Genomic DNA, 15525 nt, shown 5'->3' on the forward strand with positions numbered 1-15525 from the left:
AAAATAAAAGGAGCATCTGCTCCTTTTATTTTTGGTTTTCTCTTTCCTTATGACGTTCATAAGCCTTGATTTGGCGCTCTATTTCCTTTTTTATTGCAGGCTCTGGAGCGTACTTTTCTTTCCAGTTATCTGGTTTCAAGATTTTGTGGGTTACTGGATCAAAATGAGCCTTACCATCTGGGAAGATTTTACCCATGTTTGCTTGATGGACAATCTCAAAGATTCTCTCTGGGTCTACCCCCATTAAAACGAAACTTCCATAAGTAAAGTAGAGCGTGTCAATCAAAGCATCCACTTGACCAACGAGGGTTTTCTCAGCTGGTGTTGACTGAGATACTTTTTCGGCAGCTATATCAAGTGCTTGGTGTAAATCCTGCACAGCTTGTTGGAATTCCTCTTCAGAATTGCTTGCAGCACGGACAAATTCAACTAACTCTTCAATCTTAAAGCCAGCACGGTGGGTCGCCCCTTCTAAATCCCAAGCTATAGGTTCTTCTTGAGTTCGCTCATCCATCATACGATGGAAGGTCTTAACCTTGTTGAAATGATAGTCACGACTGACAAAGACTTTTTCAGAAGCCAAGACTCCAAAATATTCCAAAGCCTTGTGAATCCCATCATCTTGGTTACTGGTAGTAATATGCTTAGCAACTTCTTTTACACTGCTACTACCATTTCCCATGGCAACAGACATACCAACACCAGCCAACATTTCCAAGTCATTATCCGAGTCCCCAAAGGCCATGACTTGATTGAGTTCAAAACCATACTCTTTCCCGACACGACGGATACCCTCTAACTTAGAATTTTCTTGATTGATAATATCGGCCGCGAATGGATTACTTCTGGTAAATTTCAAATGATTTAATGCTTCAGCAGCATGGTTTGTCTCCTCAGGCGTCATCAACATAAGCACCTGATAGATTGGTTGGTTGATTAAGTCCAACAAATCATCTTCCTTCTGAGGAAGGGCCTTACTGACCATACGATTAAAGGAATGACTAACAGTACGAGTCAAAAATTTAGGTACAAATCGACTAACTAGCTGTGAAAGAGGACTGAGCCCAAAAGACATAATCCGAGAACCGACAACGTCTTGTCGCGTTCCCATGGCAATCTCTTTTCGATTTTTCTTAGCATAAGAGATGATTTGTCTGAGGCTTCTCTTATCAATAGGGCTAGCAAAAAGAACACGATCTTTGTTAAAGATATATTGGCCATTGTAAGTTACTGCAAAATCCAGGTCCAAATCATCCATCAAATCCTTAACAAAAAAAGGTCCTCGCCCTGTTGCTACCCCAACAAGCACCCCTTGTTCTTTCACAATCTTGATAGCTTCCTTTGTGGACTTCAAAACACTCTTACTGTCATTTACAAGCGTTCCATCAATATCAAAAAAAACAGCTTTGACTTCCATTCTATCTCATTCCTTTCTTTTATGATACAATGATTATACCACATTTCAGAAAAAGTGAGCGAATCATGACTAAGAAAATCCTTGTTTTACATACCGGTGGCACTATCTCCATGCAGGCAGATGAATCTGGAGCTGTAAGGACTAGTGTTGATAACCCTATGAACCATATCTCTAATCCTCTAGAAGGTGTCGAAGTCCATTCCTTGGATTTTTTAAATTTACCTAGCCCACACATCAAGCCCAAGCATATGTTGGCCCTCTACAAAAAAATTAAACAAGAGGCATCGTCCTATGATGGTGTTGTGATTACACATGGGACAGATACCCTAGAAGAAACGGCTTATTTCCTCGATACCATGGAAGTCCCTCATATGCCTATCGTCCTGACAGGCGCTATGAGAAGCTCCAATGAACTAGGAAGCGATGGCGTCTACAATTATCTCAGTGCCCTACGCGTCGCGAGTGACGATAAAGCTGCTGACAAGGGTGTCTTGGTCGTGATGAATGACGAAATTCACGCTGCTAAGTATGTGACCAAGACGCATACGACGAATGTTAGCACCTTTCAAACACCGACCCATGGCCCTCTTGGGCTCATTATGAAGCAGGAAATTCTCTACTTCAAAACGGCTGAACCTCGTGTTCGTTTTGACCTTGAGAGCATTCAAGGGTTGGTCCCTATTATCCCTGTTTATGCGGGCATGACCGATGAACTTCTCGATTTACTTCCTGTTAACCAACTAGATGGATTGATTATTCAGGCTTTTGGCGCTGGAAATGTACCAAAAGAAACAGCTGAAAAATTAAAATCTCTCAGTCAAGCAGGACTTCCTGTTGCACTAGTCTCACGTTGTTTCAATGGGATTGCAGAACCTGTTTACGCCTACGAAGGCGGTGGTGTTTGTCTTCAGAATGATGGTGTATATTTTGTAAAAGAACTAAACGCTCAGAAAGCGCGGCTAAAGCTCCTCATTGCAGTTAATGCAGGACTTAAAGGTGACGAGCTCCGAGCATATATGGAAGGATAAGAAAAACCCAGGAAATCAGTTAGATTCCTGGGGATTTTTATTACTTTTTGCGAGTTGATTTGCGTTCTGTCAAACCGTGAGGGAGAAGAACTTCACGTTCCTCCAATTCTTCCTTATGCATAATCTTCGTCAACATACGCATACTGATCGCACCAAGGTCATACAAGGGTTGTGCGATAGTTGTCAAATTTGGTCGAGTATAGCGTGCGATTTGAGAATCATCACTTGTAATGATTTCAAAGTCTTCTGGTACTGAAATGCCATGGTCAGCCAAACCATTCAAGAGACCTGCCGCCAATTCATCACCAGTCACAATAGCTGCTGTTGCTTTAGAAGAAATCAAGCGTTCTGCCAAGGCATAACCATCGTCATAGCGATATTTAGATTCAAATACAAGACCTTCACTATAGTTGACTCCAGCTTCTTTCAAAGCTTCCTTATATCCAACCAAGCGAACCTTACCATTGATATCATCAACTAAGGGACCACTCACAAAAGCAATCTTTTTGTTACGTTTCAACAAATGGCGAACAGCATCCGCAGTAGCATTCTTATAGTCAATATTGACACTTGGAAGCTGGTGTTCTACATCCACTGTTCCTGCAAGAACCACAGGAGTGCGTGAACGTGAAAACTCTGAACGAATCTTCTCTGTCAAATGATAGCCCATAAAAATAATACCATCGACTTGTTTTGAAAAGAGTGTATTCACTACTGCTACTTCTTTTTCATCATCCTCATCGCTATTAGCAAGGACGATGTTGTATTTGTACATTTCGGCAATATCATCAATCCCTTTTGCCAGAGCAGCGAAATAAGTATTTGTGATATCCGGAATGACAACACCAACAGTTGTTGTTCGTTTGCTTGCCAAGCCACGAGCTACTGCATTGGGACGATAGTCTAGGCGTTCAATAACCTCTAGAACTTTCTTACGAGTGTTCTCTTTGACATTCTTATTACCATTGACTACACGACTGACTGTTGCCATTGAAACTCCTGCTTCTCGGGCAACGTCATAAATTGTTACTGTATCATCTGTGTTCATACCATTTCCTTTCTAATGTTGAAAATTTTGTTTTCATGTTTACACCATTACTAGTTTACCACTAATTGTAAGCATTTTCAAGGGATATATAAAGTTTATTTGAAAAAATTTCACCGATAATCATATTTTTGTAATCAGTTTACTTTTCTTGATTTTTAGGCCAGTTTGCAGTATGATAATAAAAAATTAAGTAGGAGGTATCAATGGCTTTTACGGATTCACATAGACGTTGTGCCAGCTTTGGTGTGGTAACCAATCTCCCAGACGATGTCATCGACTCAATCTGGTATATTATCGATCATTTTTTAAAGCATGTATTTGAACTAGAAGATGAGTTAGAATTTCAACTTTTAAACAGTAACGGTTTCATCACCTTCCGTTTTTCAAGCGAGCATCTACCTACAACGATTGACTTCGATTTTAATCATCCCTTTGACCCATTGTATCCACCGAAAGTACTTGTTATGGATATGGACGGCAAGGAAACTATCCTCCTCCCTGAAGAAAATGACCTATTTTAAAAACTCTAGCCTTCTGACTAGAGTTTTATTTTTTTTTAATAAACAGAACGACTGACTACGATGCCACTCGGTTTTTTAAATTCTAAATCAAGATAGTCCTGATAAGTCCCAGGAACGATAAAACCTTGGGGACTCAGGATATCTGTTCCAGCCTCCCCAACAATAGAGTCGGCTAATAGAACACAGTTGGTACTGAGAACAAAGTAGGTTTTAAATTTAGAGGATGTGAACTTATAGAGTGTCGCATCAGCCTCGTGTTTCAGCTGATAAGAGTAGGTATGTTTGACCTCTCCTTCCCTTCTTTTCAGCAGTTGTGAACTTGGCTCCCAAGGTATCAAGAGGCTTTCTATCTCTCTCAATCGTTCTTCGATGGCTTTTTTCTGTTGTTCAGACAGGCTTAAACCATAGGCGAATAGGGTTTTCTGGCTTTCTCTCTTACAAAGTTCAATATATTTTTCACGATTAGCCTTAAATAATACTCCGTCACCGATTGTCCCAAACAAGCGCTCTGAGTGAGGGTCATAAGAACCGTAGGAAATAACCTGACCTTGGTAGCAAATATCTACATGGCCCATGGCCAAGAAGAAGGATGATTCTGAAGTATGGATGAAAATTTCTAAGTCAACAGATTTTTCATTTTTTCTCTCCAAATGCACTTCGTTTTCTTCTACCTGATGAGTAGATAACCTTTCATTCCATCGTCGTAAGGTACTGATGGGAATCAAGGCTGTCATAAATATAGGCAGGGTCATTCTCATTCTACGCTTGAGCTTAGGATTGCTTCTCCCTTTTTCAAAAAAGAATCCATCCCTGACACTGCTTGCCCCCAACATGATCAAGTAAAAACCAAGTAAGAGCAATTCAAAATTTGTCGCATCATGAAAAGGGGAAATACTATAGAGACCAAATCCCATCATCCACAAAGCATCAAATAAATAATTAATCCTCGGATGAATATGATTTTTCCGGTATAGCAACCAGGTAATCAGACTGATTAGACCTGTAAAAAGCTGATAACTTCCAATGATAACAACCAAGAAATAGAGAGCTATCCCTTGCAAGATGACTGAGTCAAATAGAATGACTGCAAGAAAGAGCTTGGCTAGAGTTACAAATATATTTTCTCTACGGGACTTTTCTTGAAACCATCGCGTCAATAGTTGCCAAACTGCTGACAAGAAAAAGTAGGCCATCAGGAGTTGGTAACCCAGTATTGGAACTACCTGCCCAAAACAAACCAAGAGAAGGCCTAAGACAATAGCTACAAGACCTTCCCCTATACTTTTCCATTTACTATAAGTTTCAGAAACCTTGGCCATTTTCTTTCTCCAATTGACGATATAAGTGACGTATCGGTTGCCCTAGCACTGGATGGATAAAATGAGGTGCTATTTCTTGAAGGGATTCTAGGACAAAGAGGCGCTCAGCGATATAAGGATGAGGTAAGATGAGGTCATCTGTATAGATAACTTGATCCTCTACAAAGAGCAAGTCCAAGTCAATCAAGCGAGGTCCCCAATGCACTTCTCTAACCCGACCCATCTCTGATTCAATACTTAACAAAGTATTTAACAAGATTGGCGCCGGCAACCAAGTTTCCACCTCAATGACTTGATTAGCAAAGCTATCTTGCTCTACCCCGCCCCAAGGCTCAGTCGTAATTACGCTAGACTCCTTGAGAACATGGATGCCACGAGCTCGCATTTTGTCAATCGCTTGCTCAAGATTAGCTGTCTTATCACCCATATTACTTCCTAGAGCGATAAAAGCTCTTTGTTTACGACGGTGAATAGTTACTGAACAGGTTTCTAGCGGTAGATGAATAGGCGCCCATGGTTTTTTGAGTTCCAGTTTAATTTCTTGAACTATTGGATAGGTTTCAAAAGTGCGCTCTACTAGTTTATAGGCTACTGTTTCAATCAGGTCTTCAGTGGTTTCCTGGAACCAAGTCGTCCATTGCTGACAAAGTTCTCCATAGTGAATTGAAGATTCTAAGTCCAGCTCCGTCGCAGCCTTGGTCATATCATAGGATAAGCTAGCTGAAATGACAAACTTTTGCCCTAATTCCTTCTCACTAGAGAAGAGTCCATGAAAGGCGAAAACTTCCAGATCCTTAATGCGCAATTGATCCATAACTAGTCCTTTCTAGAAAAATCTACTTAAAACAGATTTTTTATAGCCCCATGAGACGGTATGCTTGATCTCGGAGGTCTTTATCCGTTTCAAAGACTCCACGAGATACTGTTGTCAAGGTTGCAGTTCCTGGTTTTCGGACACCTCGCATACTCATACACATATGCTCTGCTTCAATGACAACAAAAGCTCCCTTAGCACCTAGGTATTCCATCAAAGCATCTGCCACTTCGATATTCAAGCGTTCTTGAATCTGTGGTTTTTTTGCATAAACTTCAACTGTACGTGCAAGCTTCGACAAACCTGCTACACGTCCATCTGGGATGTAAGCAATATGGGCTTTCCCATAAAATGGCAAGAAGTGGTGTTCACACATGGTATGGAAAAAAATATCCTTTTCCACTACCATATTGTCATCAATAATCTCAAAGGATTTTGACAAATATTCCTCTGCAGTTTGACCAAGTCCTGAAAAAATCTCTTGATACATGCGAGCTACACGAGCTGGTGTCTCCTGCAATCCCTCACGGTTGATATCTTCGCCGACCGCTTCGATAATCATTTTTACAGCCGTCTCAATTTTTTGTGTATCCATTCTCTAGTTTTTCCTCTCCATTAGATAGGCTCGCACCTGGCTCAAGAAATACAAGGAGCCCGTTACTATCCTAACTGTTTTTTTCTCTTCAATATCTATCATACTTTGGTCTAGAAATGCCTGCCAACTTTGGTAGTTTAAATTTCTAGAATGAGCTGCCTGTTTTAGCACCTCTTCGTCTGTCGCTCGACCATCATCAAAATGTGTTAGTGTAAGATTAGTATCTGGTAAGGCCTCTAATAAATCTAACATATCCTCTAAAGCCTTGGTTTTAATACAAGTAAAGAGGATTTCCTTGTGATAGTCAGCAAATCGTTCTTTCAGGGTAGCTAATAAAGCTTTGATTGCATGGGGGTTGTGGGCCCCATCTAAAATCATCAAGGGTTTTCTAGAAACAACTTCTAAACGTCCAGGCCAGCTTGTTTCCTCTAAAGCTTGAGCCACTAAATCATTTTCTGGCAATTCTCGCCCAGTCTCATGACAATAGGCATCCAACAAAGTTAGTGCCATTCCAGCATTCTCTATCTGGTGCAAACCAAGCAGACCTGTTTGAAAGCGACCTTGTCTAACAGAACTTGTATAGTCAAATATCTCTCCAGTGACAATACTTTCATGATGGCTAACCTGATAGGCATCCCCATAGAACAGGCTAGGAGCCTCTTTCGCTTTCGCAATCTGGTCAATAACCTCCATAGCTTCTGGGACAATATGACCAGTCACTATAGGGATTCCTTGCTTGATAATTCCTGCCTTCTGCTCTGCGATGGCTTCCAAGCTATCCCCTAAAAGCGCTACATGGTCTAATCCAATGGTCGTAATACCTGTTAAGATAGGCTGGCAAACATTGGTGCTATCCAAGAGTCCACCCATACCAACTTCCATAATCGCCACATCGACTCGCTCAGAAGCAAAATAATCATAGGCTATAGCAGTGATAATCTCGAATTCTGTCGTTCCCTGCAAGGCAGGAGCGTACTCCCCTTCAAGTAGTGAGCGATAGGCTACCATCAAGGCCTCTAATCTTGCTTCTGGGATAGATTCCTCATTAATGGCAATCTGATCGGTATAATGAATCAGATAGGGTGAGCTAAAGACTCCAACTCTTAGCCCCATCTTTCCCAACATATTCTTCAAAAAGGCTATAGTAGATCCCTTACCATTGGTTCCTCCGATATGGATAACCTTTAGTTTCAGATGGGGATTGCCACGTAGGGCTAATAGCTTCACCATTCTATCCAAACCAAAATGCGGTTGGTCTGTCCGGTAGTTAGTTATCCACTGATTCGTTTCGTTTTTATTCATCTTATTTATACTGTTTCAAGTTTAAATTTTCCGCATCATCTGCCAGACGGATGGCTGATGCAATTTCAACCGCCATCTTGTGGCTGGCTACATCGTGTACGCGCACCACTTCCACACCTTGTCTAGCGGCGATACTGGTCACATGAGATGAAGCCGTATCACGATTTCGGAAGCCTTCTTCAGTTTCTGGATTTACTTCAAAACCATTTTCTTCCAGAATATTGATGACAAAGCGCTTGCGAGAGACTCCTAAAAAGATAGGATAGCCCATCTCTTGTAATTTATTAAGGTCACGTAGAAGTATGAGATTTTCCTTTTTGGTCAAGCCAAAGCCAATCCCAGGATCCAGCATGATCTTTTCTTTCGAAATTCCTGCTTTTTCCGCTCTTACTAGAGCACGGTTAAAGAAAGCTATCATCAATTCTTCTACTGGTAGTTTTTCAAACTCATCTAAGTCTTCCTTTGTAAAAGGCTCTCCAAAGCCAAAATAAGGGAAGATAAGTGAACTAGGGTGCTGAGGGCGTGCCATGACTGGATTAAACATGATGACTACCTGAGCTCCAGCTTTGGCAACCACTTCCGCCATCTTCTCATCCCCCATAAGACCTGTAATGTCATTAACTATATGGGCCCCAGCCTTTAGAGCTGCTTCTGCAACTTGACTTTTCCAAGTGTCTACCGAAATCAAGACATCACTTTCTTGACGGATAGCCTCAATGACTGGGACGACACGTTGGATTTCCTCTTCAATCTCAACATAGCTACTTCCAGGTCGAGTAGACTCTCCACCGATATCTAAAATAGTGGCACCTTCAGCAATCAATTTTCGAGCTTGTTTTAAGGCTTCTTCAATAGCAAAAAATTGGCCCCCATCAGAGAAAGAATCTGGGGTGACATTGATAATACCGCAAATAGCTGTTTTTGTATGATTGTCTCTTTTTTCCACGATTATTACTCAAATTTCATTTAAATTGGTATTCCTCTATTTTACTGTTTTTTTTGGATTCTGTCCAATTATCCCTCGCTACTCTCAAACTTTAAAAGAGCGCAAAAAAGAGAGTGGGACAGAAATCGGTAATTCGTTAGAATTCGATTTCGTCGTCCCACCTCCGTACAGTTGAGTAGGGTTGTAAAAGTTGATGAAATCAGCGTAGTAGAGACCACTCAACCACTGCGTCCTGCTCGAAAATCCAAAGACAATTGAGAGGCTAGGACTTTTGTCCCAGCCTCCTTTTTTATATTCTTATTTTTCAGTCAAAGCTGCAAGTCCTGGAAGAACTTTACCTTCGAGAAGCTCCATTGAAGCTCCACCACCAGTAGAGATCCATGAGAACTTGTCTGCACGACCAAGGTTGATAGCTGCGGCAGCTGAGTCACCACCACCGATGATTGATTTAACGCCTGGTTGTTTCACGATAGCATCCATCACACCGATTGTACCAGCTTGGAAGTCAGGGTTTTCAAATACACCCATAGGACCATTCCATACAACTGTTTTCGCACCAGTCAATTCTTGGTCGAATTTAGCGATTGATTTAGGACCGATATCAAGACCAAGGAATCCTGGGTCTACTGCTTCACCTTCAGTGTCTTTCACTTCAGTGTAGTCAGCAAATGCGTTTGCTTCTTTTGAGTCAACTGGCAAAATCAATTTGCCGTTTGCTTTTTCAAGAAGAGCTTTAGCGACATCCAATTTGTCTTCTTCTACAAGTGAGTTACCAATTTCGATACCTTGTGCTTTGTAGAATGTGTAAGTCATCCCACCACCGATAAGAACTTTATCAGCTTTTTCAAGCAAGTTTTCGATAACACCGATCTTGTCTGAAACTTTTGAACCACCAAGGATAGCTACGAATGGACGTTCTGGAGCTTCAACAGCTTCTTGGATGTAAGCAATTTCGTTTTCAAGAAGGAATCCAGCAACAGCTTTTTCAACGTTTGCTGAGATACCAACGTTAGATGCGTGTGCACGGTGAGCTGTACCGAATGCATCGTTTACGAAGATACCATCTCCAAGTGATGCCCAGTATTTACCAAGTTCAGGATCGTTTTTAGATTCTTTCTTGCCGTCAACATCTTCGAAACGAGTGTTTTCAACCAAGAGAACTTGTCCATCTTCAAGAGCATTAATCGCTGCTTCCAATTCAGCACCACGAGTAACACCTGGAAGGAAAGCAACGTCTTGACCCAATTTAGCAGCCAAGTCAGCCGCTACAGGAGCAAGTGATTTACCTTCTTTGTCTGCTTCTTCTTTCACACGTCCAAGGTGAGAGAAGAGGATTGCACGTCCACCTTGTTCAAGGATGTACTTGATTGTTGGAAGAGCAGCAGTGATACGGTTATCGTTAGTGATCACGCCATCTTTTACAGGTACGTTGAAGTCAACACGAACGAGAACTTTTTTCCCTTTCAAGTCAACGTCTTTAACAGTCAATTTTGCCATTAGATATGACTCCTTCTTTTTTTTTACGTGTTAATTATATCACAAAATCAATAAAAGAGATAGCAAAACCTTAAACTTTTCTCTTTCTCGATTAGTCTGTTACTTTAAAAATAAGAGTATAAAACTAGTGATTATTAGATAATCGGAACTCTCACTAATTTTAAATTTTCATCCAAAAAATCATTAAATGCTTACTAGTTGGAATAATGATATCCCAACTAAATGATACTTTTTAATAAAAGATTCATTACATTTTTATTAAAATTTACTATTTACTACTTGTTAGATTGCTTAGAATCCTTTAAAATAGAATGGGAGAAATTCCGCGATTAGTTTTCGGAGGGAAAATAAAATGTCCATTAATTGGCAGGAAATTGCATTTCACTTTTTAGGTGGCCTGGGACTATTCTTATATAGTATCAAAACCATGGGGGACGGTTTGCAACAAGCAGCTGGAGATCGTCTTCGATATTACATTGACAAATATACTAGCAATCCTTTCTTTGGAATTTTAGTTGGAATTGGGATGACTGCCCTGATTCAATCGAGTTCAGGTGTTACGGTTATTACAGTTGGTCTGGTTAGCGCTGGACTATTGACTTTACGTCAGGCTATTGGGATTGTTATGGGAGCCAATATTGGAACAACCGTCACATCCTTTATCATTGGTTTTAAATTGGGAGACTACGCATTACCTATGCTCTTTCTCGGAGCAGTCTGTCTCTTCTTCACAAAAAATAGAACTATCAATAACATCGGACGAATTGTCTTTGGTGTCGGTGGTATCTTCTTTGCCCTCAATCTTATGAGTGGCGCTATGGAACCCCTTAAAGATTTACAAGTCTTTAAAGACTACATGGTAGAACTTAGTAAAAATCCAATCTTGGGTGTTCTTGTCGGAACAGGTTTAACCCTTCTGATTCAAGCCTCCTCAGCGACCATCGGGATTCTACAAAATCTCTACGCTAGCAATCTGATTGACCTTCAGGGTGCCCTACCAGTTCTCTTTGGAGATAACATCGGAACTACTATCACTGCTATTATCGCTTCCTTGGGTGCTAATATTGCAGCCAAACGTGTGGCGGCAGCCCATGTGGCCTTTAACGTTATCGGGACTGTTATCTGTATTATCTTCCTCGTTCCATTTACAGGCTTAATCCAATGGTTTGAGAGCTTCTTAAATCTAGCTCCAGAAATGACCATTGCCTTCGCCCACGGAACCTTCAACATTACCAATACAATCATTCAGTTTCCATTCATCGGAGCTCTTGCCTTCTTGGTAACCAAACTTATCCCTGGAGAAGACGAAGTTGTCAAATACGAGCCACTTTACCTTGATGAGCAACTGATCAAACAAGCTCCATCTATCGCTCTTGGAAATGCTAAAAAAGAACTTCTACACTTGGGTAATTATGCTGCGAAAGCCTTTGACCTCTCTTACGACTATATCATCAATTCTAATGAAAAAGTTGCAGAAAAGGGACATAAGACTGAAGAAGCTATCAATACCATTGATGAAAAATTGACTCGTTACCTCATTAGTTTATCTGGTGAAGCTTTGAGCCAAAAAGAGAGTGAAGTCTTAACAAATATCCTTGACTCTTCACGAGACTTGGAACGTATCGGAGACCACGCAGAAGCCCTGCTCAATCTTAACGATTATTTGCAACGCAAGAATGTTCAATTCTCTGAGGCTGCCTTAGAAGAACTAGCAGAGATTTATCTTAAAACTAGTGATTTCGTCAAAGATGCTCTTGAGAGTGTGGAAAACAACGACCTCGAGAAAGCTCAAGCTCTTATCGAGCGACACGAAGACATCAACAACATGGAACGTGTCCTTCGTAAGACTCACATCAAACGTCTAAATAACGGAGAATGTTCTACCCAAGCAGGTGTCAACTTTATCGATATTATTTCACACTACACTCGTGTATCAGACCACGCTATGAACCTTGCTGAAAAGGTTTTGGCAGAACAAATTTAAAACGAAAAAAATGCTTTGATTCTTTCGAATCAAAGCATTTTAAATAGCTCTCCAATCATAATGGAAGATGCGGCTGCACCCCTGTATCTCGCTTCTTCCTTTTTGATAAAGCGGGCCAGATTGACTAACTCTGGCGAAGGTGTTCTAGGATTCTTGAGAAGTTCAAGGGTGACCAGACCCGATAGCCGTACTGCTAGCAAGCGCTCATTGGTACTGGGCAATTGCTTAGCAGTCTCTACAAGTGCAAGCACTAGATCTTCACTCAGGTTTTGACGGGCATGATTATAAAGATCCCGTATCAAGGTTTCTAGGTTTGGTTCTTCCATCCCTATTGCCTCCATCATTTCTGTTTAATAATTTTTAATCAAATCTACTGTAGAACGATCCAATTTTTTAACCAAGGCTTGTAGGAAAGCTTGAGCTTCTAGGAAGTCATCCATTGCATAAAGGGTTTGGTGAGAGTGGATATAACGAGCGCAGACACCAATTGTTGTAGATGGAACACCAGCATTTTTCAGATGAGCTGCTCCTGCATCTGTACCACCTTTTCCACAATAGTATTGGTATTTGATTCCAGCTTCTTCTGCAGTTGTCAAAAGGAAGTCCTTCATACCTGGGAGAAGCAAGTGACCTGGATCGTAGAAACGAATCAAGGTTCCATCACCAATTTTACCCTGACCACCATAAACATCACCAGCAGGTGAACAGTCAACTGCCAAAAATACTTCTGGATCAAATTTGGTTGTTGAGGTATGAGCACCACGAAGTCCAACTTCTTCTTGGACATTAGCCCCAAGATAAAGTTCATTGCCTAGTTTTTGGCCTGACAAGTTTTCTGCCAATTCACTCACCATGAGAACTCCGTAGCGGTTGTCCCAAGCTTTGGAAATGATATTTTTTTCGTTAGCTGTTAGGATTGCGCTACTATCTGGAACAATTGTGTCTCCAGGGCGGATACCAAAACTTTCGGCCTCAGCCTTATCCGCAAAACCACCATCAAAGACGATATCTGAAATAGCTGGCATGGTTGGCCCGCCTGTCCCACGAGTCAAATGTGGAGGTACTGAACCTGAGATGACTGGAATTTCACGTCCTTGGCGCGTAAAGAGTTTAAATCGTTGGCTGCTGACAACCATCGGGTTCCAACCACCGATTTCAACTACTCGGAAGGTTCCATCTGGTTTGATTTCACTCACCATAAAACCAACTTCATCCATGTGAGATGCTACCAAAACACGAGGTGCATCGACTGCTTCTGAGTGTTTGATACCAAAAATACCACCTAGGCCATCAGTCACTACTTCATCCACGTGAGGAGTTATCTTCTCACGAAGATAAGCGCGTACAGGTGCTTCATGACCTGAGATAGCAGAAAGTTCTGTTACTTCTTTGATTTTAGAAAATAATGTTGTCATTTCTATCCCTTCTTTCTTTCAACCATTTTACCACTTTTTATAGGAGAAGTGTAGTGAAAATCATCAATCTATAGATCTATCTACACCAAAAAAGAATCACGACTGTGATTCTTTTTATTTTGAATTTCTCTTTAAAGAAAAGTGATCTGGTACGGGGTCTTTACCTATTTCAGACCAAGGATGACATCGTAAAATCCGTGCCAATCCCATCAGAACCCCCTTAAATCCATGCTTTTCAATAGCCTGAATCATGTAATTTGAACAAGTAGGCTCAAATCTACAAGAAGGTGGGAATGCAGGGGATATAAAGCGTTGGTAAAAGCGCACAGGCGCAATTAAAATTCGTTTCATTATTTATTAGTTGTTACAGCCATGGTGTGTAGTTGGCTGATTTCTTTTTTGTTAAGACGACGGGATTCTCCTGGACGGAGACCTGTCAAGTCTAAGTGTCCAAAACGTGTCCGAGACAACTTATCCACTTGAAGCCCAACTGCTTCAAACATCTTTTTAACCTGGTGGTTACGTCCTTCATGGATGGTCAACTGTACAACAGAACGGTTTTTAACAGGATCTACTTTGAGAATTTCGTAGACGGCCGGCTTAGTCTTCTTACCATCAATCTCAAGACCACGAGTTAAGGGGCGGAGGTTTTCCTTGTTAGCAATCCCTTTTACACGCGCCACATAAACCTTATCGATTTCATTTCGAGGGTGAATCATCTCGTCTGTAAAGTCACCATCATTGGTCAAAATCAATACACCTGATGTATCCCAGTCCAAACGTCCTACAGGATAGATACGCTCTTTCACATTAGGCAAAAGATCGACAACCGTCTTACGTCCCTTATCATCTGTTACACTAGAAATCACTCCACGTGGCTTATTGAGCAGATAGTAAACCTTTTCTTCGTTATAGATGGGTTGGCCCTCAACCTCAACCTTATCACCAGACTTAATGGTTGTCGCTAATTCACGTACTACCTGACCGTTAACAGTCACCAAGCCTTGCTTGATCAACTCTTCTGCTTTTCTCCTACTGGCCACTCCTGCGTGGGCAATATATTTATTGATTCTCATCTTCTTCTATCCTTTCACCAAATAATTGGCTTTCTTGTGCTTGAATTTCAAGCTCATCAATCACAGGCAATTCTTCCAAATGGTTAATACCCATGTAATCTAGAAAATAATCCGTAGTTACATAGAGATTAGGGCGACCAAGAACTTCTTTCTTTCCATCTTCTCGTATCAAGTCAAAGGCCTGTAACTTTGCCAAAGCTCCACTCGAATTAACCCCACGAATAGCATCGATTTCTATACGTGTGATAGGTTGCTTATAAGCAATAATGGACAAGGTTTCAAGCGCAGCCCTAGATAGACTCTGGTTGATTGGCGCCTTAGAATATTCCTTCAAAATAGCTGCAAATTGAGGCTTGGTCACCAATCTGTAGGCCCCTCCTGTCTCAATCAGTGCCAGACTAGAATCCTGGTCTTTTTCATACTTTTTGGCTAATTTTTCTAAACTTTGCTGAATCCCTGTTGGTGGTAGCGATAAGAGTTCTGCCAACTGACGAGCCCTAATCCCATCTTCACCTGACACAAACAGGAGCCCTTCTATTTTTGCTAAAGTACTCATACTTCCT

The 15525-nt window shown here is 41.2% G+C and carries 16 protein-coding genes; 3 read left to right on the forward strand and 13 right to left on the reverse strand.

Annotation, left to right across the window (positions count from 1 at the left end; genetic code table 11):
• Positions 1-25: 25 nt before the first annotated feature.
• Positions 26-1417, reverse strand: coding sequence for a Cof-type HAD-IIB family hydrolase (locus NML75_RS02545; RefSeq protein WP_225750730.1), 1392 nt, complete (start codon positions 1415-1417; stop codon positions 26-28).
• Positions 1418-1482: 65 nt separating this feature from the next.
• Between NML75_RS02545 and NML75_RS02550 the strand changes: the two genes are divergently transcribed.
• Positions 1483-2445, forward strand: coding sequence for an asparaginase (locus NML75_RS02550; protein WP_254733641.1), 963 nt, complete (start codon positions 1483-1485; stop codon positions 2443-2445).
• 40 nt (positions 2446-2485) lie between these two features.
• Here the strand turns inward: NML75_RS02550 and ccpA are convergent, their stop codons facing one another.
• Positions 2486-3493 (reverse strand): catabolite control protein A, encoded by a 1008-nt coding sequence (gene ccpA, locus NML75_RS02555; protein ID WP_178895456.1) that lies wholly within the window; start codon positions 3491-3493, stop codon positions 2486-2488.
• Positions 3494-3696: 203 nt separating this feature from the next.
• Between ccpA and NML75_RS02560 the strand changes: the two genes are divergently transcribed.
• Complete coding sequence (locus tag NML75_RS02560; RefSeq protein ID WP_178895457.1) at positions 3697-4014, forward strand: DUF960 domain-containing protein; 318 nt, start codon at positions 3697-3699, stop codon at positions 4012-4014.
• Positions 4015-4049: 35 nt separating this feature from the next.
• On the opposite strand, the gene NML75_RS02565 is transcribed toward NML75_RS02560, so the two are convergent.
• The 6 genes from NML75_RS02565 to NML75_RS02590 form a co-directional block, all read right to left on the reverse strand.
• Positions 4050-5333, reverse strand: a complete 1284-nt coding sequence (locus NML75_RS02565) for a DUF308 domain-containing protein (RefSeq protein ID WP_178895458.1) — start codon at positions 5331-5333, stop codon at positions 4050-4052.
• A complete protein-coding gene (gene folK / locus NML75_RS02570) occupies positions 5317-6147 on the reverse strand; it encodes a 2-amino-4-hydroxy-6-hydroxymethyldihydropteridine diphosphokinase (RefSeq protein ID WP_178895459.1) in 831 nt (276 codons plus the stop codon). The genes NML75_RS02565 and folK overlap by 17 nt, the downstream gene beginning before the upstream one ends.
• A gap of 40 nt (positions 6148-6187) precedes the next feature.
• The gene (folE, locus tag NML75_RS02575; protein ID WP_178895460.1) at positions 6188-6742 is read right to left on the reverse strand and encodes a GTP cyclohydrolase I FolE; all 555 of its coding nucleotides are present in this window, start codon (positions 6740-6742) and stop codon (positions 6188-6190) included.
• A 3-nt stretch (positions 6743-6745) separates the two neighbouring features.
• A complete protein-coding gene (locus NML75_RS02580) occupies positions 6746-8044 on the reverse strand; it encodes a bifunctional folylpolyglutamate synthase/dihydrofolate synthase (protein ID WP_254733642.1) in 1299 nt (432 codons plus the stop codon).
• A gap of 1 nt (position 8045) precedes the next feature.
• Positions 8046-8990 carry a dihydropteroate synthase gene (gene folP / locus NML75_RS02585; RefSeq protein ID WP_254733643.1) on the reverse strand — a complete coding sequence of 315 codons (945 nt, stop codon included), beginning with the start codon at positions 8988-8990 and terminating at the stop codon, positions 8046-8048.
• A gap of 297 nt (positions 8991-9287) precedes the next feature.
• Positions 9288-10487 carry a phosphoglycerate kinase gene (locus NML75_RS02590; RefSeq protein WP_254733644.1) on the reverse strand — a complete coding sequence of 400 codons (1200 nt, stop codon included), beginning with the start codon at positions 10485-10487 and terminating at the stop codon, positions 9288-9290.
• 352 nt (positions 10488-10839) lie between these two features.
• Here NML75_RS02590 and NML75_RS02595 point away from each other — a divergent pair, with 352 nt between their 5' ends.
• Positions 10840-12471 (forward strand): Na/Pi cotransporter family protein, encoded by a 1632-nt coding sequence (locus NML75_RS02595; protein WP_004251733.1) that lies wholly within the window; start codon positions 10840-10842, stop codon positions 12469-12471.
• A gap of 29 nt (positions 12472-12500) precedes the next feature.
• Here the strand turns inward: NML75_RS02595 and NML75_RS02600 are convergent, their stop codons facing one another.
• From NML75_RS02600 to scpB, 5 genes are all read right to left on the reverse strand, one after another.
• Positions 12501-12797, reverse strand: coding sequence for a bacteriocin immunity protein (locus NML75_RS02600; RefSeq protein WP_254733667.1), 297 nt, complete (start codon positions 12795-12797; stop codon positions 12501-12503).
• A gap of 24 nt (positions 12798-12821) precedes the next feature.
• A complete protein-coding gene (pepA, locus tag NML75_RS02605; protein WP_254733645.1) occupies positions 12822-13886 on the reverse strand; it encodes a glutamyl aminopeptidase in 1065 nt (354 codons plus the stop codon).
• Between the two features lie 114 nt (positions 13887-14000).
• Positions 14001-14237, reverse strand: coding sequence for a membrane protein insertion efficiency factor YidD (gene yidD, locus NML75_RS02610; RefSeq protein WP_025170542.1), 237 nt, complete (start codon positions 14235-14237; stop codon positions 14001-14003).
• Positions 14237-14962 (reverse strand): pseudouridine synthase, encoded by a 726-nt coding sequence (locus tag NML75_RS02615; protein WP_004251725.1) that lies wholly within the window; start codon positions 14960-14962, stop codon positions 14237-14239. Before NML75_RS02615 ends, yidD begins: the two co-directional genes overlap by 1 nt.
• Positions 14949-15518, reverse strand: coding sequence for an SMC-Scp complex subunit ScpB (scpB, locus tag NML75_RS02620; protein WP_254733646.1), 570 nt, complete (start codon positions 15516-15518; stop codon positions 14949-14951). The genes NML75_RS02615 and scpB overlap by 14 nt, the downstream gene beginning before the upstream one ends.
• Positions 15519-15525 lie beyond the last annotated feature (7 nt).

Origin of the sequence: Streptococcus sp. CF4-3 (assembly GCF_024295385.1) — a bacterium.
GTDB lineage: Bacteria > Bacillota > Bacilli > Lactobacillales > Streptococcaceae > Streptococcus > Streptococcus infantis_I.

Excerpts from the sequence above, each read along its gene's own strand:
- NML75_RS02615 (WP_004251725.1), bottom strand. The coding sequence starts at position 14,962 with ATGAGAATCAATAAATATATTGCCCACGCAGGAGTGGCCAGTAGGAGA.
- folK (WP_178895459.1), bottom strand. The coding sequence starts at position 6,147 with ATGGATCAATTGCGCATTAAGGATCTGGAAGTTTTCGCCTTTCATGGA.
- NML75_RS02595 (WP_004251733.1), top strand. The coding sequence starts at position 10,840 with ATGTCCATTAATTGGCAGGAAATTGCATTTCACTTTTTAGGTGGCCTG.
- NML75_RS02550 (WP_254733641.1), top strand. The coding sequence starts at position 1,483 with ATGACTAAGAAAATCCTTGTTTTACATACCGGTGGCACTATCTCCATG.
- pepA (WP_254733645.1), bottom strand. The coding sequence starts at position 13,886 with ATGACAACATTATTTTCTAAAATCAAAGAAGTAACAGAACTTTCTGCT.
- folE (WP_178895460.1), bottom strand. The coding sequence starts at position 6,742 with ATGGATACACAAAAAATTGAGACGGCTGTAAAAATGATTATCGAAGCG.
- NML75_RS02565 (WP_178895458.1), bottom strand. The coding sequence starts at position 5,333 with ATGGCCAAGGTTTCTGAAACTTATAGTAAATGGAAAAGTATAGGGGAA.
- NML75_RS02560 (WP_178895457.1), top strand. The coding sequence starts at position 3,697 with ATGGCTTTTACGGATTCACATAGACGTTGTGCCAGCTTTGGTGTGGTA.
- scpB (WP_254733646.1), bottom strand. The coding sequence starts at position 15,518 with ATGAGTACTTTAGCAAAAATAGAAGGGCTCCTGTTTGTGTCAGGTGAA.
- ccpA (WP_178895456.1), bottom strand. The coding sequence starts at position 3,493 with ATGAACACAGATGATACAGTAACAATTTATGACGTTGCCCGAGAAGCA.
- NML75_RS02600 (WP_254733667.1), bottom strand. The coding sequence starts at position 12,797 with ATGGAAGAACCAAACCTAGAAACCTTGATACGGGATCTTTATAATCAT.
- NML75_RS02580 (WP_254733642.1), bottom strand. The coding sequence starts at position 8,044 with ATGAATAAAAACGAAACGAATCAGTGGATAACTAACTACCGGACAGAC.
- NML75_RS02590 (WP_254733644.1), bottom strand. The coding sequence starts at position 10,487 with ATGGCAAAATTGACTGTTAAAGACGTTGACTTGAAAGGGAAAAAAGTT.
- NML75_RS02545 (WP_225750730.1), bottom strand. The coding sequence starts at position 1,417 with ATGGAAGTCAAAGCTGTTTTTTTTGATATTGATGGAACGCTTGTAAAT.
- yidD (WP_025170542.1), bottom strand. The coding sequence starts at position 14,237 with ATGAAACGAATTTTAATTGCGCCTGTGCGCTTTTACCAACGCTTTATA.